The organism is Mesorhizobium waimense (assembly GCF_003601975.1).
In the GTDB taxonomy this organism is placed as follows: domain Bacteria; phylum Pseudomonadota; class Alphaproteobacteria; order Rhizobiales; family Rhizobiaceae; genus Mesorhizobium; species Mesorhizobium waimense.
Genome location: NZ_QZWZ01000002.1, coordinates 345771 through 371440, shown reverse-complemented (window position 1 = coordinate 371440; position 25670 = coordinate 345771). Strand labels below are relative to the sequence as shown.

The window sequence follows — 25670 nt, the reverse complement described above, 5'->3', positions numbered from 1 at the left end:
AGTGAATCGGAATGCATGACCATGAGCCTTCAAACCCCGGCAGAGCCCGATCAGGACCCGTCGAATTCAAGGCGCATCACAGCCATCGACATCGTGCGCGGCATCGCGCTGCTGGCCATGGCGAGCTACCATTTCACCTGGGATCTGGAAAATTTCGGCTATACCGATCCCGGCCTCACCGCCTTCGGCTGGTGGAAAATCTATGCGCGCTGCATCGCCTCGACCTTCCTGTTCCTGGTCGGCGTCAGCCTGTTCCTCGCCCATGGCAGGCAAATCCGCTGGCCGGGTTTCTGGAAACGGTTCGCCATGGTCGCTGTCGCGGCGATCGCAATATCGGCCGTCACCCACTTCGCAACGCCGGGCGGCGTCATCTTCTTCGGCATCCTGCATGAGATCGCGCTGGCCAGCCTGCTCGGCCTTGCCTTTCTGCGGCTGCCGGCGCTGCTGACGATCGTCGCTGCGGCGCTCGTCATTGCAGCGCCTTTCTATCTGCGATCGGAATTCTTCGACCATCCGGCGCTGTGGTGGGTCGGCCTGTCGGCCACCAATCCGCGCTCCAACGACTATGTGCCCCTGTTCCCATGGTTCGGCGCCGTACTCGCGGGCATAGCCGTAGCGAAGCTCGCCTTTGCCTCGGGGCTTCTCGCGAGACTAGCCGACCTTGCGCCCGGCCGCTGGTCGAACCCGCTGGTCTTCATCGGCCGGCACAGCCTCGCCTTCTATCTGATCCACCAGCCCTTGCTGTTCGGTGCGGTCTGGCTGTTGTCGCAGGTCGCGCCGGCGCCGGTCGAAACGCGCGAAGTGACCTTCCTGAAATCCTGTCAGATATCCTGCGAGCAGCAGCGCGACACGCAGTTCTGCACCAGCTATTGTGTGTGCATGCTCGATACGCTGCAGAGCGAAGCGACATTCGACCGGCTCTACAACGGCGACCAGACCCCGGAATTCAAAGCACATCTGGGCGATCTCGCCGGTGTCTGCACCGCCAAGACCGACAGCACATTGATGGAGGGAGGCCAACAATGACCGACGCCACGCCGAAACCCGGGCTCATCCCATGGCCGCCGCTGATCTACGTCGCGGCAATCATCATCAGCGTCGTGCTCGGCCTGCTCTATCCGTTGCCATGGATCGGCGATCTGCTGGGCGACATCCTCTTCGCCGCCGGCTGGGTAGCCTTGTTCGGCGTCGCCGCGCTGTGGTTCACTGCCATTCGCGTCATGCTGCGCGCGAAGACGACATTCAACCCGAATGCCGTGCCGGACCATCTGGTCACCTCCGGCCCGTTCTCCGTCAGCCGCAACCCGATGTATCTCGCCAACACGCTGCTTTTGATCGGCGTCGCCTTTATCACGGGGATCGCCTGGTTCCTGCTCATGGGTTTTATCGCCGCCTTTGCAACGCAGAAGATGGCGATCGAAAAGGAGGAAAAGATCCTGGCGGCAAAATTCGGCAAGAAATACCGGGACTACGCCAAACGCGTGCGGCGCTGGATCTGAGTTCAGGGCTCGCCAAGGCCGTTTTCAGAATTCGGTCTGGCGATCCAGATAGCGCGGTTTTCGAGAACCGGAGCGGAGCGTACATTTGGGTACATATGAGCACCGGAAGCGCAGAAAACCACGCTATCTGGCCGCCGGAGTAGAATTATCAAAAACGGCCGCGTTCAGGTGTTGACGCCGAGCTCTACCAGACGCTCGACGCAGGACTCTTCGGCCTGGTCGAGTTCGGCCAGCGTCTCCTCGAGGTCGCGGCGCTTCTGCCTGAGATCCTCGCGCTTTTCCTCGATGCGCTTGATCATCAGCTTGAGCTGACCGACCTCGCCGGGCGGCTCCTTGTACATCTGGATGATTTCGCGGATCTCGTTGATCGAGAAGCCGAGGCGCTTGCCGCGCATGATCTGGCGGATCAGATGCCGGTCGGACGGGCGAAACAGCCGGGTCCGACCACGCCGCACCGGCTGCACCAACCCTTCGTCCTCGTAGAAGCGCAGCGTCCGCGTCGACACGTCGAATTCGCGGGTCAGTTCGGTGATTGTGTAGTATTCCCGCATCATCGCTCCCGACGCCGGAATCTCAGGCGGTCACCGTGATACGGCGCCGCCTTCCATCCCGATCAAACCCGTCCATGCTGGAATCGGCATAGGACCCCGCGCGAACCTCGCACGGCATTTACGTAAAAGTCAATTGAGCCCTTCAGGGTACGGCGAACCACCAAGTGGCCAGCCCAAGAAAGGCGAAGAAGCCGACTACATCGGTGACCGTGGTGACGAAAACCGCGGAAGCCACCGCTGGGTCGACCTTGAACCGGTCGAGCAGCAGCGGGATCAGGATGCCGGCCAGTGCTGCGACGAACATGTTGATGATCATCGCCGCCGCGATGATGCCGCCTAGATTGGGATCGCGGAACCATGCCGCCGCGACGATGCCGATCAGCACCGCGAAGACGATGCCGTTGATGAAGCCAACCCCCATCTCGCGGCGGATGATGCGGCCGGCATTGTAGATGTCGAGATCCTTGGTCGCCAGCGCCCGCACCGTGACCGTCATCGTCTGCGAGCCGGCATTGCCGCCCATGCCCGCCACGATCGGCATCAGCACCGCCAGCGCCACGATGCGTTCGATTGTATGGTCGAACAAGCCGATCACCGACGCCGCCAGGAACGCCGTCAGCAAATTGACCAGCAGCCAGGGCACGCGCGAGCGCGAGGTGGCGAGCACGGTATCCGACAATTCCTCGTCGCCGACGCCGCCCATGCGCAAGAGATCCTCCTCGGCCTCCTGCTGGATGACGTCGACCACGTCGTCGATGGTCAGCACCCCGACCAGCCGCTCGTTCTCGTCGACGACGGCCGCCGACAAAAGGTCGTACTGTTCGAATTCCCGCGCCGCCTCTTCCTGGTCCATGGTGGCGGGGATGGCATGCCTTGTCTCGTGCATGACCTCCTCGACCTTCACCGCGCGCTTGGCGCGCAGGATCTGGTCGAGATCGATGGCGCCAAGCAGCTTGAAGCTCGGATCGATGACGAAGATCTGGCTGAAGCGGTCGGGAAGGTTCTTGTCCTCGCGCATGTAGTCGATGGTCTGGCCGATCGTCCAGAACGGCGGCACCGCGACGAACTCCGTCTGCATGCGGCGGCCGGCCGTCTCTTCCGGATAGTCCAGCGAGCGCCGCAGCCTGATCCGCTCGGTGAACGGCAGCTGCGACAGGATCTCGTCCTGGTCCTCCTGGTCGAGGTCCTCGAGAATGTAGACGGCGTCGTCGGAATCGAGCTCCTGCACCGCTTGCGCGATCTGCTCGTTCGGCAAATTGTCGACGATGTCGAGGCGGATCGCCTCGTCGACCTCCGTCAGCGAGGAAAAGTCGAAGTCGGCGCCCAACAGCTCGACCAGCGCGCGGCGCTGCTCGGGATGAAGCGCTTCAAGCAAATCGCCGAGTTCCGACTGATGCAGGTCGCCGACTTCGCGCTTCAGCGCCAGCGTATCGCGGTCGGCAATCGCCGCGCCGATCTGCGCCAGGAACGACGACTGTACGGCGCCGTCCTCGCCATAGATGTCGGCGTCCTCAACAGACCGGGCGTCCTGTTCGTTCTGGCCTTCCACCAGCGCCTCCCGCCATCACGATTCCGGAAAGGGTGCCTTTCAGGTCTAGAGCATCGAACCCAAAAGGGGAAACCGGTTTTGGGGAATCCGACGCTCAATCCATGGATAGCGCGGCAGCACGATTCGATTTGGGAAACTATCGCTCTAACGCACGGAATATCAAACGAAATGCGTGCTTGCCTGCCAGATTGACTTACCGGGAGGCGGCATCGCCAAACCCGAACTGACAATGCCGATCCTGTCAAAAACCGATAGGATTCGGGTTCAGGCGACGCGACAGTGCATGTCGCTGGGGAAAGAGCACCCCTGCGTGGTTGGGGCAGAATTGCCTTGATGCCGGTCCAGGCAAACAGCTGGATCTGCCCATGCCCAAAGCCAGAGCAACCGGAAGCCCTTGAAGATCAAGTCGCAGAGAACGAACCAGGCAATCGGCGAGCGCCGCGTGCGCGTGATCGTCGCCGAGCGTAATCCGCTCGTCGTATCGGCGCTGCGTGAAATGCTGGAATGCGACGGGCGCTTCGAGTTCTTCGGCTCGGTGCAAAGCGGCAAGCAGTTCCTGGAATTGGCGGCAGAGCCGCAATTCGACGTCGCAGTCATCGGCTGGAAGCTCGCCGACATGGACGGCGCCGATGTTCTGGCCGAGATCCAGAATCGCAGGCTCGACGTGCGGATCACGGTGTTTTCCAACGACCACGACATCGGCATCCTGAAGCAATGCGTGCGGCTCGGCGCGCATGGCTATTGCTTCCAGTTCGACGACCCGCCGATCATCTTCGAGACCATTCTGGCCGTCGCGCATGGCCGCATCTGCATCCCCTATATCGACATCAACAAGGTCAACGACACGCCGCTGTCGCAGCTCACGGTTCGCGAGCGCGAACTGCTGGCGGTGCTTTCCGATGGCTGGACCAACCTTCAGATCGCAACGCGGACGGGGATTTCCGAGAACACGGTGAAGTACCACCTCAAGAATCTCTATGACAAGCTCGACGTCCGCAACCGGGCGATGGCTGTCGCGCTCTATTCGAGCGAGAAGCGCCGTAGTCAGGGCAGCCATTCGGGTAGGCCGGCCGGGTAGGCCAACCGGGTAGGCTTGTCCCACCCGCGCGCGGCGAGATCTTACCCGGCAAGGTGTTGTTGCCGGCCGCCGTAAAAACGAGACTCCCCTCATCAATTTGCTGGATCAGAGGAGAGTTCGCAGCATGGCCGGCTTCACCCATCTTTTCATTCCGGGGCCAACCAACATCCCCGAACAGGTCCGGCAAGCGATGAACCTTCCGATGGAGGACATGCGCGCCGCCTCATTCCCCGATCTCACTTTGCCGCTGTTCGAGGACATCAAACACGTCTTCAAGAACGAAACCGGCCGTGTCTTCATCTACCCCTCGTCCGGCACCGGCGCCTGGGAAGCGGCGATGACCAATGTGCTCAGCCCCGGCGACCGCGTGCTGATGTCGCGCTTCGGCCAGTTCTCGCATCTGTGGGTCGACATGGCCGAACGTCTCGGCTTCGAGGTCGAAGTGATCGACTGCGAGTGGGGAACCGGCGTGCCGCTCGACCTCTATGCGGAAAGGCTGAAGGCGGACAAAACGCACCGTATCAAGGCGGTCTTCTGCACGCAGAACGAGACCGCCACCGGCGTCACCAGCGACGTCGCCGGCTGCCGCGCCGCGCTCGACGCGGCGAACCATCCGGCGCTTCTCTTCGTCGACGGTGTATCGTCGATCGGCTCGATCGATTTCCGCCAGGAGGAATGGGGCGTCGACTGCGCCGTCAGCAGCTCGCAGAAGGGCTTCATGCTGCCTGCCGGTCTCGGTTTCCTGTCGGTCTCCAAGAAGGCGCTTGTCGCCTCGAGGACGGCTACCCACCGGCGCTGCTTCTTCTCCTTCGAGGACATGATCCGCGCCAACGACGCCGGCTATTTCCCCTACACGCCGGCGACGCAGCTGCTGCGTGGCCTGCGCGCCTCGCTCGACCTGATCGCCGAGGAAGGGCTGGACAATATCTTCGCCCGCCACCATCGCCTCGCCGAAGGCGTGCGCAAGGCGGTCGACGCCTGGGGCCTGAAGCTTTGCGCGAAGGCGCCGAAATGGCACTCCGACACGATCAGCGCCATCCTCGTGCCGGAAGGCATCGACAGCGGCGACGTCGTCAAGCAGGCCTACCAGAAATACCAGACCTCGCTCGGCGGCGGCCTCAACAAGGTGTTCGGCAAGGTCTTCCGCATCGGCCATCTCGGCTGGCTGAACGAGGTGATGGTGCTAGCCTCGCTTTCCGCCGCCGAGCTGGCGCTGCTCGACTGCGGCGTCAAGCTGGCGCCGGGTTCAGGCGTCGGTGCCGCGATCGCGCATTTCCGCCGGTCGCCGCAGTCCGCCATCGCCGAAGCCGCCTGACCCGGAGCGCGACATGAGCCACACCATCAACCACCTGAAGAAACTGAGGCTGCAGCGCAGCGAACTGGCGGTTCCCGGCTCCAGCCCGGAAATGATCGACAAAGCGGCGAACAGCGCCGCCGACTTCGTCTTCCTCGACATCGAGGACGCCGTCGCGCCGCCCGACAAGGAACGCGCTCGCAAGAACATCATCCAGGCCCTCAACGACATCGACTGGCGCGCCAAGGGCAAGACCGTCTCCGTGCGCATCAACGGCCTCGACACCCATTACATGTACCGCGACGTGGTCGACGTGATGGAACAGGCCGGCGACCAGCTGGACACCATCCTGGTACCGAAAGTCGGCGTTCCGGCCGACCTCTACATGGTCGAGGCCATGGTCAACCAGATCGAGATGGCCAAGGGTTTTAAGACCCGTGTCGGCCTCGAGGCGCTGATCGAAACCGCACTCGGCATGGCTAATGTCGAGGCGATCGCCGCGACGCCCGGTCGGCTGGAAGCCATGCATTTCGGCGTCGCCGACTATGCCGCCAGCTGCAAGGCGCGCACCGTCAACATCGGCGGGCTGAACCCCGATTACCCCGGCGACCAGTGGCATTTCGCTTTGTCGCGGATGACTGTCGCCTGCCGGGCCTACGGCCTGCGCGCCATCGACGGGCCGTTCGGCGATTTCTCCGATCCGGAGGGCTATATCGCCGGCGCAAAGCGCGCCGCCGCACTCGGCATAGAGGGCAAGTGGGCGATCCATCCCTCGCAGATCGCGCTCGCCAACGACGTCTTCTCGCCTCCGGAAAAGGAGGTCACGCGCGCCAGGCGCATCCTCGAAGTGCTGAAGGAGGCCGAGGCGGCGGGCAAGGGAGCGGCCGCCCTCGACGGCAAGATGATCGACGCTGCGTCGGAGCGCATGGCGCGGAATGTTTTGGTGGTCAACGAAGCGATCGAACGCGCCGGCCAGCAGCGCTCCGCCGCGCATTGACGGTTACCGGGAGGAAAAAATGGACATCCACGAATATCAGGCCAAGGAACTGCTCGCCCGCCACGGGATTCACGTCCCGCGCGGCGGCCTCGCCTACAGCCCGGAGCAAGCGACCTACCGTGCCAGGGAAATCGGCGGCGGCAAATGGGTGCTGAAGGCGCAGGTTCATTCCGGCGCCCGCGGCAAGGCCGGCGGCATCAAGCTGTGCGCCAATGACGACGAGATTTCCAACGCGGCGGAAGCCATGCTCGGCCGCAAGCTGGTGACCCAGCAGACCGGCCCGCGCGGCAAGCTGATTTCGAGGCTCTACCTCGAGGAAGCCGTCGACATCGCGCAGGAGCTCTATGTCGGCTTCGTCCTCGACCGCAAGGAGGAGCGCGTCATGATCGTGGCGTCGGCCGCCGGCGGCATGGAGATCGAGGATATCGTCGAGAGGGCGCCGGATTCCATCATCCGCACCACGGTCGATCCCGGCGTCGGCATGCAGCGCTTCCAGGCGCGCGAGATCGCCTTCGGGCTCGGCCTCGACCAGAACCTGATCGGCAAGGCGACCGAAACCATCTTCAGCTGCTACCAGGTGTTCCGCGACTACGACGCCTCGATGCTGGAGATCAATCCGCTGGTGGTCACCCGCGACAGCAACCTCGTCGCGCTCGATGCCAAGATGTCGTTCGACGAGAACGCCCTGTTCAGGCGGCCGGAAATCTCCGAGCTGCGCGACAAGAGCCAGGAAGACCCGCGCGAGACCTTCGCCAGCGACCGTGGCCTCTCCTATGTCGGCCTCGACGGCAATATCGGCTGCATCATCAATGGCGCCGGCCTGGCCATGGCGACAATGGACATGATCAAGATCGCCGGCGGCGAGCCGGCCAACTTCCTCGACATCGGCGGCGGCGCCTCGCCCGAGCGGGTGGCGAAATCGTTCCGCGCCGTGCTCGGCGACAAGAATGTCGAGACCATCCTCGTCAACATCTTCGCCGGCATCAACCGCTGTGACTGGGTCGCCGAGGGCGTCGTCAAGGCGATCCGCGAGGTCGGCGTCAACGTGCCGTTGGTGGTGCGGTTGGCCGGAACCAAGGTCGAGGAAGGGCGCCGCATCCTGGCCGATTCCGGCGAACCGGTGATCGTCGCCGAAACGCTTGCCGAAGCCGCCGAAAAGGCCGTCGCCGCCTGGCGCGCGGCCACCAAGACAAAAGCAAACTGAGGGGGTCGAGAAAATGGCAATCCTGCTCAACCGCAACACGCGGGTCATCGTCCAGGGCTTCACCGGCAAGATCGGCAGTTTCCATGCCGAAGACATGAAGCGCTATGGCACCAAGCTCGTCGGCGGCGTCACGCCCGGCAAAGGCGGCCAGACGCATCTCGGCCTGCCGATCTTCAACACCGTCAAGGGCGCGGTGCGCGAGACCCGCGCCGAGGCCAGCATCGTCTTCGTGCCACCGCCCTTTGCCGCGGACTCCATCATGGAGGCTGCGGATGCCGGCATAAAGCTCTGCGTCTGCATCACCGACGGCATCCCCTCGCAGGACATGATGCAGGTCAAGCGCTACATGCTGCGCTACCGCTTCGAGGACCGCATGCGGCTGATCGGGCCGAACTGCGCCGGCGTGATCACGCCCGGACAGGCGCTGATGGGCATCATGCCGGGCAACATCTACCTCCCCGGCCGCGTCGGCATCGTCGGCCGCTCGGGCACGCTCGGCTACGAGGCCGCCTCGCAGATGAAAGCGCTCGGCATCGGCGTCTCGACCAGCGTCGGCATCGGCGGCGATCCGATCAACGGTTCGTCCTTCAAGGACATGCTGAAGCTGTTCGAACAGGACGACGATACCGACGCCGTGGTCATGATCGGCGAGATCGGCGGCCCGCAGGAAGCCGAAGCCGCGATCTGGGCGCGCGACAATATGCGGAAGCCCTTGATCGCCTACATTGCCGGTCTCTCCGCGCCGAAAGGCCGCCGCATGGGCCATGCCGGCGCGATCATCTCGGCCTTTGGCGAGTCGGCGCAGGAGAAAGTCGAAATCCTGAAAGAGGCCGGTGTCGTCATCGTGCCGACGCCGTCATCCTTCGGCGAGGTCGTGGCCGAAACGCTGTCCCGGACGAAGAAGGCGGCGTGATGGCCGACCTGGCGAAGACCGCATAGCGCAAAATGTGAAGTCTGTTTCGGGTTGGCGGAGGCATCGCGAGTGGCGATGGGCATGAAGGTGGTGGAGAGCCCTGACCGCCTTCTTCGAGAGTCGCCCGGTCCCCGATCGGGTCGGCTGACAAACGGCGCCGCCCTCGATTCAGGGCGCGCGGCTACGGCGGCAATCGATGCGGACGGAATAGGAAAGCGGTTTGGAACAGAGCAGACGCATCAAATTTCGTGAGGACGAGCGCAGCCTTTTGTTGCGCTTGCTGCTTCAGGTCGCAAGCGCGCGCGAGCCCGAGATCGCCGCTGTTCTGAGCGGACGCAGGTCGCTTGTCTCCCTCGCCGCGGAGCAACGCATCCCGGCGCTTCAGGCGAGCGGCGTATGGTTCCAGTTGCTGACGATTGCCGACGAATTGCTTGCCATGCGCGCGCGTCGCGAACTCGAACAAGGCGCGGGTGTCGACGAAGTGCCCGGATCCTTCGCTAGCGTGATCGCGCAGATGGCAGCGAACGGCCACTCAGCGGAGAAAGTCCAGGCGGCGCTCGACGAGCTTTGCGTCGGCCCGACCATGACCGCGCACCCGACGGAGGCCAAACGCGTCACGGTGCTGGAGATCCACCGCCGTATCTATCGCAAGCTGACCGAACTCGACCAGCCGCGCTGGGCGCCGCGCGAACGCGACCTGTTGGTCGCCGATCTGGAGAGCGAGATCGAGCTTCTGTGGATGACGGGCGAGCTGCGACTGGAGCGCCCGACGGTCGAACGCGAGATCGCCTGGGGCCTGCATTTCTTTCGCGAAGTCATCTTCGAGGCGACGCCGCAGCTCTATGGCAAGCTTCAAGGCGCCTTCGAGCGTCACTATCCGGGAGAGCCGGTCAGAATTCCCTCCTTCATGCGTTACGCGTCTTGGATCGGCGGCGACCGCGATGGCAATCCAAATGTGACGGCCGCAGTCACCGCCCATGCCATGGCCGAATACCGCAATACCGCCATAGGCTGGTATCTGACGCAGATGCAGCGGCTGGTGACGGTGCTCAGCGCCAGCTCGAACGTCATTGACCTGCCGGCCAGCTTCAAGCCGGTGCTGCAAACGGCGCTTGATAAAAGCGGACAGGCGGACGTGATCGTCGCCCGCAACCCCGACGAACCACTTCGCCAGTTCGCTTCGGCGTTGCTTGCCCGGCTGGTGGCCACGCGAGACGGCGCTGCAGCGGCGTACCTCTCGGCGGAGGCGTTCCGTGCTGATCTGAACGGGCTGACTTGCGTTCTCGAAGCGATCGGAGGGCGTGCGGTAGCCGGGCGTTTCGTCCAGCCTCTGCTTTGGCAAGTCGGAAGCTTCGGCTTCCGTACAGTCTCGCTCGACATCCGGCAGAACTCCACGGTCGTCAACAGGGTGCTGGCCGAGCTCTTTGCGCTGACAAATCCCGCCGATCCGGTCGCAGTCGGCGCGCCGCAATGGTCGGCGCGCATTCGCGCAGCCATTAGCCAGGGCGAGCGGCAGGAGATCGACGCAGACCGGCTCTCGCCTGAAGCAGGTGAACTGCTTTCGACATTCTCCGTCATCCGCGAGCACATCTCGAGCTCGGATGCCGACGCTGTCGGCTCTTTCGTTCTCAGCATGACCCGCTCGGCCGACGATCTGCTCGCGGTCTATCTGCTGGCGCAATATTGCGGACTTTCAACCGCGCCCGCTGGCGGCGGCACAATCAGGCTGCGGATCGTGCCATTGTTCGAGACCATCGCCGATCTACAGGCCGCCCCTGGCATCCTGAATGGATTGCTCGGCGTTTCGCTCGTGAGGCGGACGGTGCGGGATTTCGGCGCGCGCCAGGAAATCATGCTTGGCTATTCGGATTCCAACAAGGACGGCGGTTTCCTGGCTTCCAATTGGGAACTGGCAAAAGCGCAAAAGCGCCTCGCCGCCGTCGGGCGCAAGCACAATGCCAGGATCAGTTTCTTTCACGGTCGCGGCGGCTCCGTCAGCCGTGGCGGCGCGCCGACCGGCCGGGCGATCGCGGCACAGCCGCAGGGCACTGTCGCCAGAACCATGCGGGTGACGGAGCAGGGCGAGGTCGTATCGTCGAAATTCGCCAATCGCGGCACCGGCCTCCACCAGCTCGAGGTTCTCGCCGCCGGCGTGCTGGCCCACAGTGTCGGATCGCCCTGTGATGTCGAGCCGAAGGAAACGCCGGAGTTCGACGAAGCGCTGGAAGCGCTGGCAGGCATGTCGCAGGCATCTTATGCCAGGCTGATGGCTGAGCCCGGCTTCCGCGACTATTTCAACCAGGCGAGCCCGGTCGCGGAACTGGCGCTGCTGAAAATGGGCTCAAGGCCGGATCGCCGTTTCGGCGCAAGCGGCATTGCCGACCTGCGCGCCATTCCATGGGTGTTCGCCTGGAGCCAGAACCGTCATCTGTTGACAGGCTGGTATGGTATCGGCAGCGCACTCAGCTCTTTCGTCGCGGTGCGCGGCGAGGCCGGGCGCGAACTTCTGACCCGCATGTTCGAGCACTCGCGCTTCTGCCGCCTGATCGTCGACGAGGCCGAGAAGACACTTTACCAGTCCGACATGGAGATCGCGCGGCTCTACGCCGGCCTGGTGGCCGACAGCGATGCGGCCCGACGAATCTACGCCCGCATCGCCGCCGAATACGAGTTGACGCGACGCCTGATTGGTGACCTCACGGGAGGCGATCTTTCCGCGCGCTTTCCGATGTTCAAGCGACGTTTCGACAATTTGCGGCGACAGATGGACGACATTCACCGGCTGCAGGTCGATCTGCTGCGTGAAGTTCGGGCAAATACCGGCACGGCGGATCAAAAGCGGGCGACCGACGCCCTGCTCGTATCGATCAATTGCATCTCGGCTGGCCTTGGATGGACGGGATAGGCCCGGTTTTCGCCGAGCTACCGACGTCACCTCGCGTCATTGTGCTCTTTATTCCCTCACATACGCCCGCGCGCGCCTTCCGGATCATAGGGAGAGTCGGCGATCACCTTTGCCGGACAGCGCTCGCCGAGGATTGAAACCTCGAGTGCCGTGCCTAGCGTCCCGAGCTCCAGCGGCAGCAGCGCCAGTGCTATGTCGTGGCCAAACGTATAGGAGTGGCCCGCCGACGTGACGCGGCCGACAAGCTTGCCGTCGCGGTAGACGCCCTCATAGGCAAAGGCGCTCGCCCCGTCTGTATCGATGGACAGCGTGACGATCCGGCGTGCCGTGCCCTGCTTTTGCTTTGTGGCCAGAGACGCGCGGCCGATGAAGTCTCCCTTGTCGAGCCTGACGAAGCGGTCGAGACCGCTCTCCCAGGCCGACAGTTCGAGGTTCATGTCGCGGTACATGGCGCGGAAAGACTTGTCGAGACGCAGCGATTCCAACGCCTGCAGCCCGACCAGCCTGAGCCCGTGCGCCTGACCTGACGTCAGAAGCGCATCCAGCAAATGCCGCTGGTAGCAGAGCGGATGATAAAGCTCCCAGCCGAGTTCACCCGAATAGTTGACGCGCATCAGCCGCACGTCGCTGGCCAGGCCGACTGTGGCCGACTGCACGCTGAACCAGGGGAAAGCCTCGTTCGACAGATCGATCTCGGTCAGCGGCTGCAGCACGTCGCGCGCCCTGGGCCCGACCACGGTGAAGCTGCCGCGATCGTTGGTGACGTTGCGCAGCTGCGCGCTGCCGTCCTTCGGCAGCAGCCGGTTGAGGTCGTCGTAGTTCCAGCGCTCGGCGCGCGGTGTCGAGACGAGGTAGAACAGGTCACTCTGCAATCGCGCCACCACATATTCGGCCTGCACGCCGCCGGCCGGCGTCAGGTGATGGGCGAGCGCGATCCGGCCGGGGCGCGGCAAGCGATTGGCGAGGATCCCGTCGAGCCAGCGCTCGGCGCCCGGGCCACTGATCTCGAACTTCGTCATCGGCGTCATTTCGACAAGGCCGACGGCTTGCCGGACGGCCTGAGCCTCCTCGCCGACATAGTTGCCCTTGGCGGTCCAGCGCCAGCTGTACGAATTGCGGGCCTCGACACCCGAGGGCGCGAACCAGCTCGGCATTTCCCAGCCGTTCAGTACATCCCACACCGCGCCGAGCTGGCTCAGGCTGTCGTAGGACGGAGCCGTTTTCTGCGGTCGTGCCGCCGGCATGTCCTGGCCCGGATAATGCTGTGTCGCGTGGGTACCCCAGGCTTGCCTCACCTTCTCCCGGGTCCAGTTCTTGTTGGCATAGTCGCCGAAGCGCCGCGGATCCAGTTCCGCCGTGTCGATGCTGTTGCCGCCCTCGACAATCCGCTCGGAAAGATAGTGACCGATCGCTCCGCCCCACAGGATGCCACCCGGTACACCTTCGGCGAGCCAGACATTCTGAAGCCCCCAAGCCGGCCCCATCAGCGGCAGCTCATCGGCCGTCATCTGGAAAGGCCCTCGCACATTCCTTTTTATGCCGGCTCGCCCGAGTGCCGGCACCAGTTCCGTTGCCCGCTCCCAGTTCCAGGAAACGGCGTCGAAATCCTCATCGAGCAGGTCGGCGCCGAACCACTTCGGTACGCCATTCTCGGCAAACAGCTTGAGCTGTTCGGTGCGCTCGTAGGGGCCGAACATCAGCCCGTCCCCCTCTTCGCGCAGGTAGCCTTCGTAACCCTCGTCCCTGAGGATCGGCATTTCCGGAAGGCCCAGTCGCTTGCGTTCCACGACTTCGGGCACCGCGTCGGTGATCCAGTACTGATGCACGATCGGGATTGCGGGAATGTCGAGGCCCAGCATGGCGCCGGTCTGGCGCGCATAATTGCCCGTGGCGAGGATGAGGTGCTCGCAGACGATGTCGCCGCGGGAGGTTCTGACCTTCCAATCGCCGCCCGGCATCCGTTCGAAACCCGTCACTTCGGTGCTGAGGTGGATCTTTGCGCCGAGGTCGCGCGCACCCTTGGCCATGGCCTGGGTCACATCCGCGGGCGCGATGTGGCCGTCATCGGGATGGTAGAGCGCACCCAGCATACCGCTGTTGTCGAGGAGCGGCCAGATCTCGCGCGCCTCGGCCGGCGATACGATCCGCGCCCGTATGCCTTGGACCTCCGCGACATCCATGTAGCTGCGGTACTCATCGAGCCGGTCGCGCGTGTTGGCGATGCGCAACTGGCCGCATTTGTGCCAACCGACCTTCTGGCCCGTCTCGGCCTCGAGGCCCTCATAGATCTCGATGGACTTGGCGATCATGCGGCCGACGTTGAGACTGCGCGCATAGGAGGGTATGAGCCCCGCGGCATGCCATGTCGAACCGGCGGTAAGCTGCGTTCGCTCGAGCAGCGCGACATCGCTCCAGCCGCACTTCGCCAAGCCGTAGAGAATACCTGCGCCGACACAGCCGCCACCGACGACCACGGCACGAACGTCAGTCAACATACGCGATGCCCCTGGATGGAATTGTCATGGGCAATATAGGCAAGCGCGACACCGTCAGTCACGCATTTTGCGGCACCGGCGCTTCGAACGACAGTTTGCTACGCCATTGCGCGCTGGCGCGGATTATCGCCGAGGCAAGCCGAGGTCAAATCGGAGAATTTTGGTGCGGTCGAGAAGACTCGAACTTCCACGGGTTGCCCCACAGCGACCTCAACGCTGCGCGTCTACCAATTCCGCCACGACCGCACGTGGTAGGAGCCGGAACGAACCGGCTCGGGGCCTGTAGCAAATCGTTTCCGGCGAAACAAGTGCGCGGCGCGGAATAATCGCCGCGGATCGGCGCAATGCTCGACAGCCCCGGAAAATGCAGGGAACTGGACGTTTGGGCCGATTGCCGCCATATGAGGGGCTGATGCATATCGCCCCTAAGCGCTGAGCGGTTTTGGGGCACGGCAGGGCACGGACAAACATCCTGGAGTGCGGCTTCAACCAGGCGCGCTTCAGACGAGATAGACCATGACAGAACGCAGCCAGATCGCCACGTCGTTCCTGCCTTTGCCCGGTTCCGCGCCGGTCGAATGGCGCGTCGAATCTGGCCTTAGCGCCTATCCCGACGCGCTCGCTTTCATGGAGGCGCGCGCCGAGGCGATCCGTAGTGGTGCCGCCGGCGAGATGGTCTGGCTGGTCGAGCATCCGCCGCTCTACACGGCCGGCACGAGCGCCCGCATCGAGGACCTGATCGAGCCCGGCCGCTTCCCGGTCTTTGCCGCCGGACGCGGCGGCGAATACACCTATCATGGCCCGGGCCAGCGGGTCGCCTATGTGATGCTCGACCTGAAGCGCCGGCGCGAGGATGTCCGCGCCTTCGTCGCCGCTCTCGAAGAGTGGATCATCGGCACGCTCGCCACCTTCAACATCCGCGGCGAACGGCGCGAGGACCGTGTCGGCGTCTGGGTGGTGCGGCCGGATCGCCCGCCGCTTGCCGACGGGTCACCGGCCGAAGACAAGATCGCCGCCATCGGCATCAGGCTGCGGCGCTGGGTGAGCTTTCACGGCATCGCCATCAATGTCGAGCCGGACCTCGGCCATTTCAGCGGCATCGTTCCCTGCGGTGTTTCGGATCACGGCGTCACCAGCCTGGTCGACCTTGGCCTTCCGCTGGGAATGGCTGACCTCGACCTGGCGCTGAAGTCCGCCTTCGAAGAGGTGTTCGGCCCTGCCACGTCTTCGCTCATCGAGGCCGCCCGCAAGGCCGGCTGAAGTCTTCCCCGGGTCAGCGGCTCAGGTCAGCCGCGCCGAGGCCCACAGAAGCCCGTAGCCATGGATAACGAACACCGCCAGCAGTGCCGCGGCCATGGCAAAACGGTCGACGGTGCGGATCGGCTTCAGCTCGTGGCGCGGCTTCACCGCACTGCCCATGGTCAAGAGGCTGAGCGCGGAAAAGACGGCGCCGGCCGCCAGCAGGAAACCAGATGAGAAGCCGGCCCGCCAATGCCAGCGCCAGCGCCAGCGGGCCAGGGCAGATCTGGCGCAGCACCTGACCGCCGTCGAATTTCCACACCGGCACCAGATTGGCGATGTTGAAGAGTGCCGAGCAGCCGGCAAGCGTGGCCAGCAGCGCTGCGGCGAGATAATGCCCCTCGCCCCTGGCAAACCCGCTGGCGGCGATCAGCACCGGCACCAGGAAGGCCGAAAACCCGGCGCCCATCAGCGCCACGAAGGCGACTTCGAAGCGGCTGTCATAAGGCCTGCCGCCAATGGCGATGCCACCGAGCAGCGGGATGAAGATCATCCGCGCCTTGCGATGCCCCATCAGCCGGAATGCCGCCATATGGCCGAGCTCATGCAGGGCCACCACGGAGGTCAGGATCGAGGCCAGCGCCAGGCCGCCGAGGTTGAGACCGAAGAACGGCCACAGGATGAATGCCGAAAGCACGGCAAAGCCGACCTGGCTGAGCGGATGCTCGAACCAGCCGCCTTTGCGATACTGGCCGGTCCTGGCCCATTTCTGCAGCTTGCCGAGTTCACGCCGCATGGCGAAATAGCGGAAGACCAGGAAAGCGACACCGCGATAGCGATCGGTCTGGCTAAGCACGATCCGCGTCCCGCTCCCTTCGGAAACGAGTTCCGTGGTTTCGCGATAATCGGTCCAGAACGACGCATCGAGCGACGCGTCATCGAGGACCCGCATGGAAAAGCGACTTCCTTCCGCGACGTCCTCGAGCATGACCTTGCGCTCGATCGGTTGCCCGTCGCGCCCTTCCCAGGACAGCTTGATCCGGGCCGTGCCCTGCCCGTCGAGCGCCTCGGCGTAGAGGATCTCGCCAGACCAGCCGGCATCGTGGCCAAGCGGCCACAGCGCCTGCCAGAGGCGGCGGCGGTCCGCCGCCACCAGCCGGCCGAGCCTGACCGTGCGCAGCCCGAGCGGCACGGTCATCAGCAGAAAGATCAGTCCGAGATTGCTGGCCACCAGGATGGCCATGACGATGGGCGACACGTGACGCTACTCCCTGTCTTCGAGGGACCCTAGCGTCGGGGGCGGCAAGAAAGGCTTAACGTCGCGACGGCTCCCTGGCCGCCGAAAGGGGGAGCGCGGCATGCCGCCTCCTCACATGGCTCCGATCCAGATCGCCATGGAAATCAGAAACGTGCTCATGCACACGAGCGACACAACATCCTGAACAAGATCGGTCATAACTCTCTCCAGTTGTTAGTATGTTCGTATTTTGTTCTAATTTTGTTCGAATGTCAACGAGCGGAATCCGGACCGGCCCAGCGATCAGATCGGCAGGGTTAAGGAAAGGTTGACGGTTCAATACACCGGCAGGGTGCGTTGAGATTCAGGTCAGGCCGAGTCGAGAACGGTGGCATCCGAGAACCGGAACGGAGCGTACTTTTGGGTACTTGAGTACCGGAAGCGCAGGAGCCCGCCTTTCGCAGACCGGCCTGACCTGAATCTCAACGCACCCTTAGAGGGGGACGACCTTACCCTCGGCCAACGTCACCCGGCGGTCCATGCGCGATGCCAGCTGGTGGTTGTGGGTGGCGATCAGCGCCGCCAGGCCCGATTGCCGGACCAGCGCTTCCAGCGCCTCGAACACATAGGAAGCCGTAACCGGATCGAGATTGCCGGTCGGCTCGTCGGCCAGAAGCACCAGCGGCGCATTGGCGACGGCGCGCGCGATGGCGACGCGCTGCTGTTCGCCGCCGGAGAGTTCCGACGGGCGGTGATGCGCGCGCTTGCCGATCTGCATGTAGTCGAGCAGCTGCGCCGCCCGCTCGGCGGCTTCCTTGCGCGACAGCCCTTTGATCAGCTGCGGCATCATGATGTTCTCCAGGGCGGAGAACTCCGGCAGCAAATGATGGAACTGATAGACGAAGCCGACATCGTTGCGGCGGATCGCCGTGCGCTCCTCGTCGGATAGCCGGCCGCAGGCACGCCCGGCAAGCAGCACGTCGCCGGCGTCAGGCCGCTCCAGCAGCCCGGCCGTGTGCAGCAATGTCGACTTGCCGGTGCCCGAAGGCGCCACCAGCGCCACCATCTCGCCGCGCTTCAGGGAGAAATCCGCGCCATTGAGGATGGTGAGCTTGCGCGGTCCCTGGACATAGTGCCGCTCGACGCTCTTCAGCTCGATAAGGGTCTCAGCCTTCATTCGTACCTCAAGGCTTCGACCGGATCGAGCCGTGCTGCCCGCCATGCCGGAAACACCGTTGCCAGGAAGGAGAGCACGAGCGCCATGATGACGACATAGGTCGTCTCGCGCAGATCCATCTTCGCCGGCAGCTGGCTGAGGAAATAGAGTTCGGGGTTGAACAGGATCCTGCCGGTCATCCAGGAGAAGAATTGGCGGATCGATTCGATGTTAGTGCAGATGACGACACCGAGCAGCACGCCGGCAATGGTGCCGGTGACACCGATGGCCGCCCCCGTCATCAGGAAGATGCGCAATATGGCGCCGCGCGAAGCCCCCATGGTGCGCAGGATGGCGATGTCGTGGCCCTTGTCCTTCACCAGCATGATCAGGCCCGAAATGATGTTGAGCGCCGCCACCAGCACGATCAGCGTCAAGATCATGAACATGACGTTGCGCTCGACCTGCAGCGCCGAGAAGAACGTCTCGTTGCGCTGGCGCCAATCGACGATGTCGATCGGCCGTTGCGCCGCTTGCTCGACCAGCGGCTTCAGGGCATCGACATCGTCGGGATTGTCGACATAGATCTCGATCGTCTGCGCCCGTCCGTCCAAGTTGAAATAGAGCTGCGCTTCGGAAAACGGCATGTAGACGATGGAGCTGTCATATTCCGACATGCCGACTTCGAAGATCGCGGCGATCTTGTAGCCCTTCATGCGCGGTGTCGTGCCGAGCGGCGTCACGTCGCCGTCCGGGGAAATCAGCGTGATGGTGTCGCCGAGCACAAGGCCGAGATTTTCGGCCATGCGTTTGCCGATGGCGACGCCCTCGCCGCCATCGAAGCCGTCAAGCGTGCCCTGCTTGATGTTGCTTGCCACGATCGAGATCTTGCCCAGATCCTCACCACGTATGCCGCGTACCAGCGCCCCGGTGCCGCCGCCGACGTTGCCTTGCGCCAGAACCTGCCCGTCGATCAGCGGAATGGCGTATTTGATGCCGGGCACGCCGTTGATGCGGCCGGCCACCTGCGCATAGTCCTCAAGTGGCGAATCCAGAGGCTGCACGATCAGATGGCCGTTGACGCCGAGAATGCGCGTCAACAGTTCGGCTCTGAACCCGTTCATCACCGCCATGACGACGATCAGCGTCGCGACGCCCAGCATGATGCCGAGGAAGGAGATCGAGGCGATGACCGAGATCACCGTCTCCTTGCGCCGCGAGCGCAGATAGCGCCACGCCACCATGCGTTCGAACACCGAAAAGGCGCCGGCGGCCGGAGACTTCGCTGCTGCGGTTTCGCTCATGCGGCAATACCCAGGCGCTTTCTCGCCTCGGCGATTGGCAGCGTCTCGCGCTCGCCGGTCCTGCGGTTCTTGATCTCGACCTCGCCGGCGGCCACGCCGCGCGGCCCGACGATCACCTGCCACGGCAGGCCGATCAGGTCGGCGGTGGCGAACTTGCCGCCCGGCCGCTGGTCGGTATCGTCGTAGAGCACGTCCTTGCCGGCAGCGGTCAGTGCTGAGTAGAGCTCGCCGCTGACGCGGTCGCAGTCGGCGTCGCCAACCTTCATGTTGATCAGGCCAATGTCGAACGGCGCCACCGCTTCCGGCCAGATGATGCCGTTGTCGTCATGGCTGGCTTCGATGATCGCCGCGACCAGCCGCGACGGCCCGATACCGTAGGAGCCACCGGAGGCGAAATGATCCTTGCCGTCGGGCCCGGTCACCTTGGCGCCCATGGGCTTGGAATATTTGTCGCCGAAGTGGAAAATATGGCCGACCTCGATGCCGCGGGCCGAGAGCCTGTCGCCGTCGCCGACCATCGCCCAGGCCGCCTCGTCATGCATCTCGTCGGTGGCGGCGTAGGGTGTCGTCCACGTCTTGACGATGTCGGCGATCTCGGCGTCGTCGGAAAAGTTGGTGTTCGCGCCCGGAACATCCAGCGAAAGATAGTCGCGATGGCAATAGACCTGGCTTTCACCGGTATCGGCCAGGATGATGAATTCATGGCTGAGATCGCCGCCGATCGGGCCGGTGTCGGCGCGCATCGGAATTGCCTGCAGGCCCATGCGCGTGAACGTCCTGAGATAGGACACGAACATGCGGTTATAGGCCGCCTTGGCGCCCTCATAGTTCAGGTCGAAGGAATAGGCATCCTTCATCAGGAATTCGCGCGAACGCATGACGCCGAAGCGCGGCCGCACCTCGTCGCGGAACTTCCACTGGATGTGGTAGAGGTTGAGCGGTAGATCCTTGTAGGACTTCACATAGGCGCGGAAGATCTCGGTGACCATCTCCTCATTGGTCGGGCCGTAGAGCATGTCGCGCTCCTGCCGGTCCTTGATGCGCAGCATCTCCTTGCCGTAGTCGTCGTAGCGGCCGCTTTCGCGCCAAAGCTCGGCCGACTGAATGGTCGGCATCAGGATTTCGAGCGCGCCTGCGCGATCCTGCTCCTCGCGGATGATCCGGCAAACCTTGTCGAGCACCCGCTTGCCGAGCGGCAGCCAGGAAAAGCTGCCTTGCCCCTGCTGGCGGATCATGCCGGCGCGCAGCATCAGCCGGTGCGAGACGATCTCGGCCTCGCGCGGATTTTCTTTGAGAATGGGCAGGAAATAGCGCGACAAACGCATGGACTGGTCCGTGAGAGAGGAAGGCCGCGCCGGAATCGGCGCAACGCAGGCTGCTTGCCCCGGCTTCATAGCTATTTCATGACAGAATGGAAACCCGACCTGCCGCATCGGCCCGCAATCGGGAATCGATTTTTGCCGCGCTGGCGTTGCGGTTCGGAAGGTGCGGTGCGGAGATACAAAGCGCTGCAGCGACCTTGGCGCGGCCGAAGGATGGGCGGCGCCTCAGGTTGCGGCAATGCTGCGCCGGCTGCGTTGATCGATTTACAAGCAAAGCCTGCCATTCTATTGTGCAGTGCAGCACGAGATTGCCTGTTTCCGGGCAAAATTCTTCGTGACATTTTCATCCGGCTTAGGCTAGTGTGCCCCAATAACCGAGAGGGCAGAGAAAAATCTGCTCTCCTACGCGGTCAAAGTCTTGGGAGGATGCGATCTAGGCGCGGTTACTCGCTGCCGCCGGACACCGGAAACAGATCGGACGCGTTTAAATTGCAAGGCCTTGTGCCTTGCATTTTTTTTGTGCAAACATCTGCTTAGCGCAAACAGCTCTCAAATCGCATGACGTAGCATCAGTGCGCCGGCTCACAATCCGGGGCCGGTTGCCGGTGGCCCCGAGGTCGATGCCCAACCGCCTGTCACGAAACCTGTCGTGCAAGGGCTATTGTGACGGCGGCTGCGCAGCTTCCGGGATGATGTGCGGAACTTCGTCGAGGCTGAGCCCCAACCCTCTCGTCAGGCCGTAGAAAATACCCATCAGCACCGCGGTGGCGATCGTCGTTCTGATCACGGCGCGCAGCATATGCGGCCCGCGCGGCGCGCTTGAAACCGTCCCCAGCGTCACATCATTGTCGTCGTCCTGCGTCTTCACGCTGAACGGCAGCACGGCGAACAGCACCACCCACCAGGTGGCGAAGAACAAGGCGGTGAAAGAAACCCAGCTCATGCTTGCTCCAATTCGACCAGCGTGCCGAAAAAGTCCTTGGGATGCAGGAACAGCACCGGTTTGCCATGCGCACCGGTTTTTGGGTTGCCGTCGCCAAGCACGCGCGCGCCGCTGGCCTGCAAACTGTCGCGGGCGGCCAGGATGTCGTCCACCTCATAGCACACATGATGCATGCCGCCCGACGGGTTTTTCGCCAGGAATGCCGCGATCGGCGAGCCCGCGCCCAGCGGCTCCAGAAGTTCGATCTTGGTGTTGCCGACATCGACGAACACCACCGTCACGCCATGCTCCGGCAGCGCCTGCGGCGCACTCACGCGCGCACCGAGCGTATCGCGATAAGCGGCCGTCGCCGCGGCCAGATCCGGCACGGCAAGCGCGACATGGTTCAGGCGTCCGAGCATGTCCGAGCCTCCTGAGGTTCAATGGCTGGCGTCATACGTCAAATCGGCGCCTTTCGCGAGGCGCACACGGTCGCACTTCGATGATCAGTCTTCGAGCCTCTCGAACGAGCAAGAAGATACAAAATCGCACCCCAGCCTATTCCAATCGACAATTGCAAAGGTACAAACGGCAATGTTCGACGCCCACACTACTCGCGCACACGTCTTCACCTTCGGCCTTGGGTCATTCAAAATCGCTGCTTTGCTCGATGCCGTCGATGTTCGCGACAACCTTGCGTCGGCTTTTGCACCTGGACAATCGCCGACCGCAGTACAGGAACTCGCAGTCTCGAGCTTTATCGACCGCGATCGCTACGAGCACTGCTTCATCCCGACGCTGATCGACACCGGTTCTGAAAAAGTTCTGTTTGACACGGGATGCGGAGACGAGGGCAGTTCACTCCTGGAATGTTTGCAGGACCTGGGACTGGGACCGGACGACATCGATGTGGTGGTTATCACGCACGGGCACCCGGATCACATCGGAGGGCTTGTGAAGAATGGCGAACCCGTTTTCAGGCGGGCACGCTATGTCTTCGGCGCGGCCGAATTCGCCTTCTGGACCGAGGGCAATGCGGTCCGCGAGGCCAGATTAAGCAAGCGTGATCTGTTCAGGAGGGTCTGTGCCAACCTTGCCGACCAGGCAACATTCATAGCGCCCGGAGACGAGGTTCTGCCGGGCATTACAGCCATCGACGCTGCCGGTCATTCCCCCGGGCTGCTGGCATTTCTCGTCGAAAGCGACGGGCAGAGATTGCTCGTTTGGTCAGACGCCTTCCTGCACTACGTCGTGTCGATCCAACATCCGGAGTGGCAGGCTGATCTCGACGATGACAAGGACCAGGCCGTCGAGACCCGCAAGCGACTGCTGAACATGGCCGCGGAGCAGCGCCTGCTGATCGCGGGCCATCACATGCCGTTTCCAGGCCTGGGTCACATCGAATCGGCGAACGGTTCTTTTCGCTGGCTTCCGGTCAGCTATCAGCTGAACGTGTAGCGATTGGTTTCGTCACGCTCTATCTCGTGACGAACACCGTCACCAACGGCTTCTTCCCCCAGGCTTCGTTGGCGGCACCGCGCACGGCACGACGCACCGCCTCCTGCACGAGGTCAAGATCCTTTCGGCGCTGGCGGGGGATGGAGTCCACCGCGCCAACTGCCGCATCGAGCATCAGGTCCTCCAGCGTTTCGCCGCTGGCGTCGGCCTCGGCGACGCCGATGGCGACCAGGTCGGGATCGCCAGCCAGCTCATATTTGTCGTCGAGCACGACATTGACCGCGACATGGCCGGCAAAGGACAGTTTGCGCCGGTCGCGGATGCCCATCGCCTGGTCTGTGCCGATCAGGCGGCCGTCCTTGTAGATGCGGCCGAACGGCACCTGGTCGATGATCGTGGCAACACCGGGATAGAGCCTCAGCATGTCGCCGTCGCGCACCTGCGCCACCTGGCCGATGCCGGACATCGACATCAGCGATCCTTGCGCCACCAGATGCGCCGCCTCGCCATGCACGGGAACGCCGATCTGCGGCCGCACCCATTCATACATCTTGCGCAATTCGCTGCGGCGCGGATGCCCCGAGACATGCACCAGCGCATCGCCGTCCTCGATGATCTTCATGCCGAGGTCGATGAGGCGATTCTTGATCTCGAGGATAGCCTTCTCGTTGCCGGGAATGGTGCGCGAGGAAAACACCACCGTGTCGCCTGCCGTCAGCGACACCGATTTCATCTCGTCGCGCGACAGCTTGGCGAGTGCCGCCAGCGGCTCGCCCTGGCTGCCGGTGCAGATGATGACCAGGTTCTCGCGCGGGATGAAGCCGTAATCCTCCTCGGCGATGAACTCCGGCAGCCCGTCCATGTAGCCGAGTTCCCCTGCCACATCGATGACGCGCTTCAGCGAACGGCCGAGCACCAGACACTGGCGGCCGGCATCGCGCGCCGCCTTGGCGATGGAGACGATACGGCCGACATTGGAGGAGAAGGTGGTGACCGCGACGCGGCCCTTGGCGCTCTGGATGACGCCCTTGAGCCCCTCGCCCACGGCCACTTCCGACGGCGACTCGCCTTCCCGCAGCGCATTGGTGGAATCGCAGATCAGCGCCAGCACGCCCTTGTCGCCATAGGCGCGAAAGCGTGTCTCGTCGGTCTTCGGGCCGATGGTTGGTTCCGGATCGATCTTCCAGTCGCCGGTGTGGATGACGGTGCCGACCGGCGAGGTGATTGCCAGCGACATCGGTTCGGGGATCGAGTGTGCTACTGGAATGGCCTCGATCTCGAACGGACCGACGGTGAATGTCTCGCCCGCCCGGTAGATCGTCAGCGGTATCTTCGGCGCGCCCTGCTCGCCCTGCCGCTTGGCTTCCAGCAGCCCAGCGCTGAACGGCGTCATCCACACCGGAGCCTTCAGCTTCGGCCACAGGTCGAGCAGCGCGCCGTAATGGTCTTCATGCGCGTGGGTGATGACGATGCCGCGCAGGCTGTCGAGGTTCTCCTCGATGAAGCGCGTATCGGGCAGTATCAGGTCGACGCCAGGATGCGCGGCATCGGGGAAGGTGACGCCGACATCGACGACGATCCACTCGCGCGCATTGGCCGGCCCATAGCCGTACAGGGCGAAGTTCATACCGATCTCGCCGACGCCGCCAAGCGGCACGAAGACGAGTTCGGCGTTTTCCGCTTTCGCCATGATATTCCCTTCCTGGCCGGTCAAACCCAAGCCGGTCAAACCGCTGCCGACGCAACGGCACCGAAGTGCACGTCGCCGGCGGCGATCGTCACAACAGTCCCCTCATCGTCGCGGATCACGAAACGGCAGTCCTCGTCAATGGTCTCGAACGTCCCGCGCACCACATTACCGTCAATTCTGACAGCAACCTGGCTGCCCAAGCCCGCCGCGCGCGCCAGCCAGCGCTGCCTGATCGCCGACAATCCGCGGCCATCGCTCCACAGCCGGGCATTCTCGCTCCAGGCGTCCGACAGCGCCAGGAACAATGTCTCGGCATCGCATGTCGCCCCCAATGCTCTGAGCGATGTCGCGGGATAAGGCAAATCCTCGGGATATGCCACCACATTGACGCCGATGCCGACCGCCACCGCGAAGCGGCCGCCCTCAAGGATCGCAGATTCCAGTAGGATGCCGGCAAGCTTGGCGCCGGAAGCGAGCACGTCGTTCGGCCATTTCAACTCGAAGCGGTTCTTCCCCTGGCTTGCGCCATCGAGACCGATCGCGATCTTGCCTTGCGGCACGACGGCGTCCAGCGCGTCGGCCAGCGCCAGTCCGGCGACGAAGCCGAGCGTCGCGGCGAGCCGAAGTTCACCACTGGTGACGACGAGCAACGTCGCCGCCAGATTGCCTTCGGGCGTCGCCCAGACACGGCCACGCCGGCCGCGCCCGCTTTCCTGTTTCCTGGAGACGACCCAGAGCTTTCCCGGATCGCCTGCACGCGCATGGGCGAGCGCCAGCGCATTGGTCGAGCCGACCGTGTCATGAGCCTCGAGCCGGAACCCTTCCGACGCTGCGGTTGGAGCCAGCCGAAACGCCAT

The 25670-nt window shown here is 63.6% G+C and carries 21 protein-coding genes and 1 tRNA gene; 10 read left to right on the top strand and 12 right to left on the bottom strand.

What is annotated here, in order from left to right:
• Positions 1–21 precede the first annotated feature (21 nt).
• A complete protein-coding gene (locus D3227_RS04315; protein ID WP_120013054.1) occupies positions 22–1026 on the top strand; it encodes a heparan-alpha-glucosaminide N-acetyltransferase in 1005 nt (334 codons plus the stop codon).
• Complete coding sequence (locus D3227_RS04310; RefSeq protein WP_120012804.1) at positions 1023–1499, top strand: methyltransferase family protein; 477 nt, start codon at positions 1023–1025, stop codon at positions 1497–1499. The genes D3227_RS04315 and D3227_RS04310 overlap by 4 nt, the downstream gene beginning before the upstream one ends.
• Positions 1500–1663: 164 nt before the next feature.
• Here D3227_RS04310 and D3227_RS04305 read toward each other — a convergent pair whose 3' ends face one another.
• Together D3227_RS04305 and mgtE are read right to left on the bottom strand one after the other, a co-directional pair.
• Positions 1664–2050, bottom strand: coding sequence for a MerR family transcriptional regulator (locus D3227_RS04305; RefSeq protein WP_112618641.1), 387 nt, complete (start codon positions 2048–2050; stop codon positions 1664–1666).
• 142 nt (positions 2051–2192) lie between these two features.
• Entirely contained in the window at positions 2193–3599 is a 1407-nt protein-coding gene (mgtE, locus tag D3227_RS04300) for a magnesium transporter (protein WP_120012802.1), read from the bottom strand.
• A gap of 394 nt (positions 3600–3993) precedes the next feature.
• Here mgtE and D3227_RS04295 point away from each other — a divergent pair, with 394 nt between their 5' ends.
• The 6 genes from D3227_RS04295 to D3227_RS04270 all read left to right on the top strand — a co-directional run bounded on the left by D3227_RS04295 (position 3994) and on the right by D3227_RS04270 (position 11990).
• Positions 3994–4677 (top strand): LuxR C-terminal-related transcriptional regulator, encoded by a 684-nt coding sequence (locus tag D3227_RS04295; RefSeq protein ID WP_281034891.1) that lies wholly within the window; start codon positions 3994–3996, stop codon positions 4675–4677.
• 124 nt (positions 4678–4801) lie between these two features.
• Entirely contained in the window at positions 4802–5992 is a 1191-nt protein-coding gene (locus D3227_RS04290) for an aminotransferase class V-fold PLP-dependent enzyme (protein WP_120012800.1), read from the top strand.
• A gap of 13 nt (positions 5993–6005) precedes the next feature.
• Positions 6006–6968 (top strand): HpcH/HpaI aldolase/citrate lyase family protein, encoded by a 963-nt coding sequence (locus tag D3227_RS04285; protein ID WP_120012798.1) that lies wholly within the window; start codon positions 6006–6008, stop codon positions 6966–6968.
• Positions 6969–6987: 19 nt separating this feature from the next.
• Positions 6988–8172 carry a malate--CoA ligase subunit beta gene (locus tag D3227_RS04280; RefSeq protein WP_120012796.1) on the top strand — a complete coding sequence of 395 codons (1185 nt, stop codon included), beginning with the start codon at positions 6988–6990 and terminating at the stop codon, positions 8170–8172.
• 13 nt (positions 8173–8185) lie between these two features.
• Entirely contained in the window at positions 8186–9085 is a 900-nt protein-coding gene (gene sucD / locus D3227_RS04275; RefSeq protein ID WP_120012794.1) for a succinate--CoA ligase subunit alpha, read from the top strand.
• A gap of 220 nt (positions 9086–9305) precedes the next feature.
• Positions 9306–11990: a phosphoenolpyruvate carboxylase gene (locus D3227_RS04270; protein WP_120012792.1), complete on the top strand. Its 2685-nt coding sequence runs from the start codon at positions 9306–9308 to the stop codon at positions 11988–11990.
• A gap of 56 nt (positions 11991–12046) precedes the next feature.
• On the opposite strand, the gene D3227_RS04265 is transcribed toward D3227_RS04270, so the two are convergent.
• Together D3227_RS04265 and D3227_RS04260 are read right to left on the bottom strand one after the other, a co-directional pair.
• Entirely contained in the window at positions 12047–14485 is a 2439-nt protein-coding gene (locus D3227_RS04265; protein ID WP_120012791.1) for a GcvT family protein, read from the bottom strand.
• 161 nt (positions 14486–14646) lie between these two features.
• Positions 14647–14731, bottom strand: a tRNA-Leu gene (locus D3227_RS04260).
• Positions 14732–15001: 270 nt separating this feature from the next.
• On the opposite strand from D3227_RS04260, the gene lipB reads away from it, so the two are divergent.
• Positions 15002–15745 carry a lipoyl(octanoyl) transferase LipB gene (gene lipB, locus D3227_RS04255; protein ID WP_120012789.1) on the top strand — a complete coding sequence of 248 codons (744 nt, stop codon included), beginning with the start codon at positions 15002–15004 and terminating at the stop codon, positions 15743–15745.
• 13 nt (positions 15746–15758) lie between these two features.
• Here the strand turns inward: lipB and D3227_RS04250 are convergent, their stop codons facing one another.
• The 6 genes from D3227_RS04250 to mce all read right to left on the bottom strand — a co-directional run bounded on the left by D3227_RS04250 (position 15759) and on the right by mce (position 22087).
• Positions 15759–16982 (bottom strand): site-2 protease family protein, encoded by a 1224-nt coding sequence (locus D3227_RS04250; protein ID WP_245451634.1) that lies wholly within the window; start codon positions 16980–16982, stop codon positions 15759–15761.
• A gap of 472 nt (positions 16983–17454) precedes the next feature.
• A complete protein-coding gene (locus D3227_RS04245; protein ID WP_120012787.1) occupies positions 17455–18138 on the bottom strand; it encodes an ABC transporter ATP-binding protein in 684 nt (227 codons plus the stop codon).
• A complete protein-coding gene (locus tag D3227_RS04240) occupies positions 18135–19421 on the bottom strand; it encodes a lipoprotein-releasing ABC transporter permease subunit (RefSeq protein ID WP_120012785.1) in 1287 nt (428 codons plus the stop codon). The genes D3227_RS04245 and D3227_RS04240 overlap by 4 nt, the downstream gene beginning before the upstream one ends.
• Positions 19418–20746 carry a proline--tRNA ligase gene (gene proS / locus D3227_RS04235; protein WP_120012783.1) on the bottom strand — a complete coding sequence of 443 codons (1329 nt, stop codon included), beginning with the start codon at positions 20744–20746 and terminating at the stop codon, positions 19418–19420. Before proS ends, D3227_RS04240 begins: the two co-directional genes overlap by 4 nt.
• Before the next feature lie 655 nt (positions 20747–21401).
• Positions 21402–21686 carry a DUF1467 family protein gene (locus tag D3227_RS04230; protein WP_120012781.1) on the bottom strand — a complete coding sequence of 95 codons (285 nt, stop codon included), beginning with the start codon at positions 21684–21686 and terminating at the stop codon, positions 21402–21404.
• Positions 21683–22087 (bottom strand): methylmalonyl-CoA epimerase, encoded by a 405-nt coding sequence (mce, locus tag D3227_RS04225; RefSeq protein WP_120012779.1) that lies wholly within the window; start codon positions 22085–22087, stop codon positions 21683–21685. The genes D3227_RS04230 and mce overlap by 4 nt, the downstream gene beginning before the upstream one ends.
• Positions 22088–22259: 172 nt before the next feature.
• On the opposite strand from mce, the gene D3227_RS04220 reads away from it, so the two are divergent.
• Positions 22260–23123, top strand: coding sequence for an MBL fold metallo-hydrolase (locus D3227_RS04220; protein ID WP_120012777.1), 864 nt, complete (start codon positions 22260–22262; stop codon positions 23121–23123).
• 19 nt (positions 23124–23142) lie between these two features.
• Here D3227_RS04220 and D3227_RS04215 read toward each other — a convergent pair whose 3' ends face one another.
• Both D3227_RS04215 and D3227_RS04210 read right to left on the bottom strand, forming a co-directional pair.
• Complete coding sequence (locus tag D3227_RS04215) at positions 23143–24813, bottom strand: ribonuclease J (protein ID WP_120013052.1); 1671 nt, start codon at positions 24811–24813, stop codon at positions 23143–23145.
• A 35-nt stretch (positions 24814–24848) separates the two neighbouring features.
• Complete coding sequence (locus tag D3227_RS04210) at positions 24849–25670, bottom strand: biotin--[acetyl-CoA-carboxylase] ligase (protein WP_120012775.1); 822 nt, start codon at positions 25668–25670, stop codon at positions 24849–24851.

What these genes read in the sequence shown, in the direction of transcription:
- D3227_RS04315 (WP_120013054.1), top strand. Translation starts at nt 22, where the DNA reads ATGAGCCTTCAAACCCCGGCAGAGCCCGATCAGGACCCGTCGAATTCA.
- D3227_RS04310 (WP_120012804.1), top strand. Translation starts at nt 1,023, where the DNA reads ATGACCGACGCCACGCCGAAACCCGGGCTCATCCCATGGCCGCCGCTG.
- D3227_RS04305 (WP_112618641.1), bottom strand. Translation starts at nt 2,050, where the DNA reads ATGCGGGAATACTACACAATCACCGAACTGACCCGCGAATTCGACGTG.
- D3227_RS04290 (WP_120012800.1), top strand. Translation starts at nt 4,802, where the DNA reads ATGGCCGGCTTCACCCATCTTTTCATTCCGGGGCCAACCAACATCCCC.
- D3227_RS04285 (WP_120012798.1), top strand. Translation starts at nt 6,006, where the DNA reads ATGAGCCACACCATCAACCACCTGAAGAAACTGAGGCTGCAGCGCAGC.
- D3227_RS04280 (WP_120012796.1), top strand. Translation starts at nt 6,988, where the DNA reads ATGGACATCCACGAATATCAGGCCAAGGAACTGCTCGCCCGCCACGGG.
- sucD (WP_120012794.1), top strand. Translation starts at nt 8,186, where the DNA reads ATGGCAATCCTGCTCAACCGCAACACGCGGGTCATCGTCCAGGGCTTC.
- D3227_RS04265 (WP_120012791.1), bottom strand. Translation starts at nt 14,485, where the DNA reads ATGTTGACTGACGTTCGTGCCGTGGTCGTCGGTGGCGGCTGTGTCGGC.
- lipB (WP_120012789.1), top strand. Translation starts at nt 15,002, where the DNA reads ATGACAGAACGCAGCCAGATCGCCACGTCGTTCCTGCCTTTGCCCGGT.
- D3227_RS04245 (WP_120012787.1), bottom strand. Translation starts at nt 18,138, where the DNA reads ATGAAGGCTGAGACCCTTATCGAGCTGAAGAGCGTCGAGCGGCACTAT.
- D3227_RS04240 (WP_120012785.1), bottom strand. Translation starts at nt 19,421, where the DNA reads ATGAGCGAAACCGCAGCAGCGAAGTCTCCGGCCGCCGGCGCCTTTTCG.
- proS (WP_120012783.1), bottom strand. Translation starts at nt 20,746, where the DNA reads ATGCGTTTGTCGCGCTATTTCCTGCCCATTCTCAAAGAAAATCCGCGC.
- D3227_RS04230 (WP_120012781.1), bottom strand. Translation starts at nt 21,686, where the DNA reads ATGAGCTGGGTTTCTTTCACCGCCTTGTTCTTCGCCACCTGGTGGGTG.
- mce (WP_120012779.1), bottom strand. Translation starts at nt 22,087, where the DNA reads ATGCTCGGACGCCTGAACCATGTCGCGCTTGCCGTGCCGGATCTGGCC.
- D3227_RS04220 (WP_120012777.1), top strand. Translation starts at nt 22,260, where the DNA reads ATGTTCGACGCCCACACTACTCGCGCACACGTCTTCACCTTCGGCCTT.
- D3227_RS04215 (WP_120013052.1), bottom strand. Translation starts at nt 24,813, where the DNA reads ATGGCGAAAGCGGAAAACGCCGAACTCGTCTTCGTGCCGCTTGGCGGC.
- D3227_RS04210 (WP_120012775.1), bottom strand. Translation starts at nt 25,670, where the DNA reads ATGGCGTTTCGGCTGGCTCCAACCGCAGCGTCGGAAGGGTTCCGGCTC.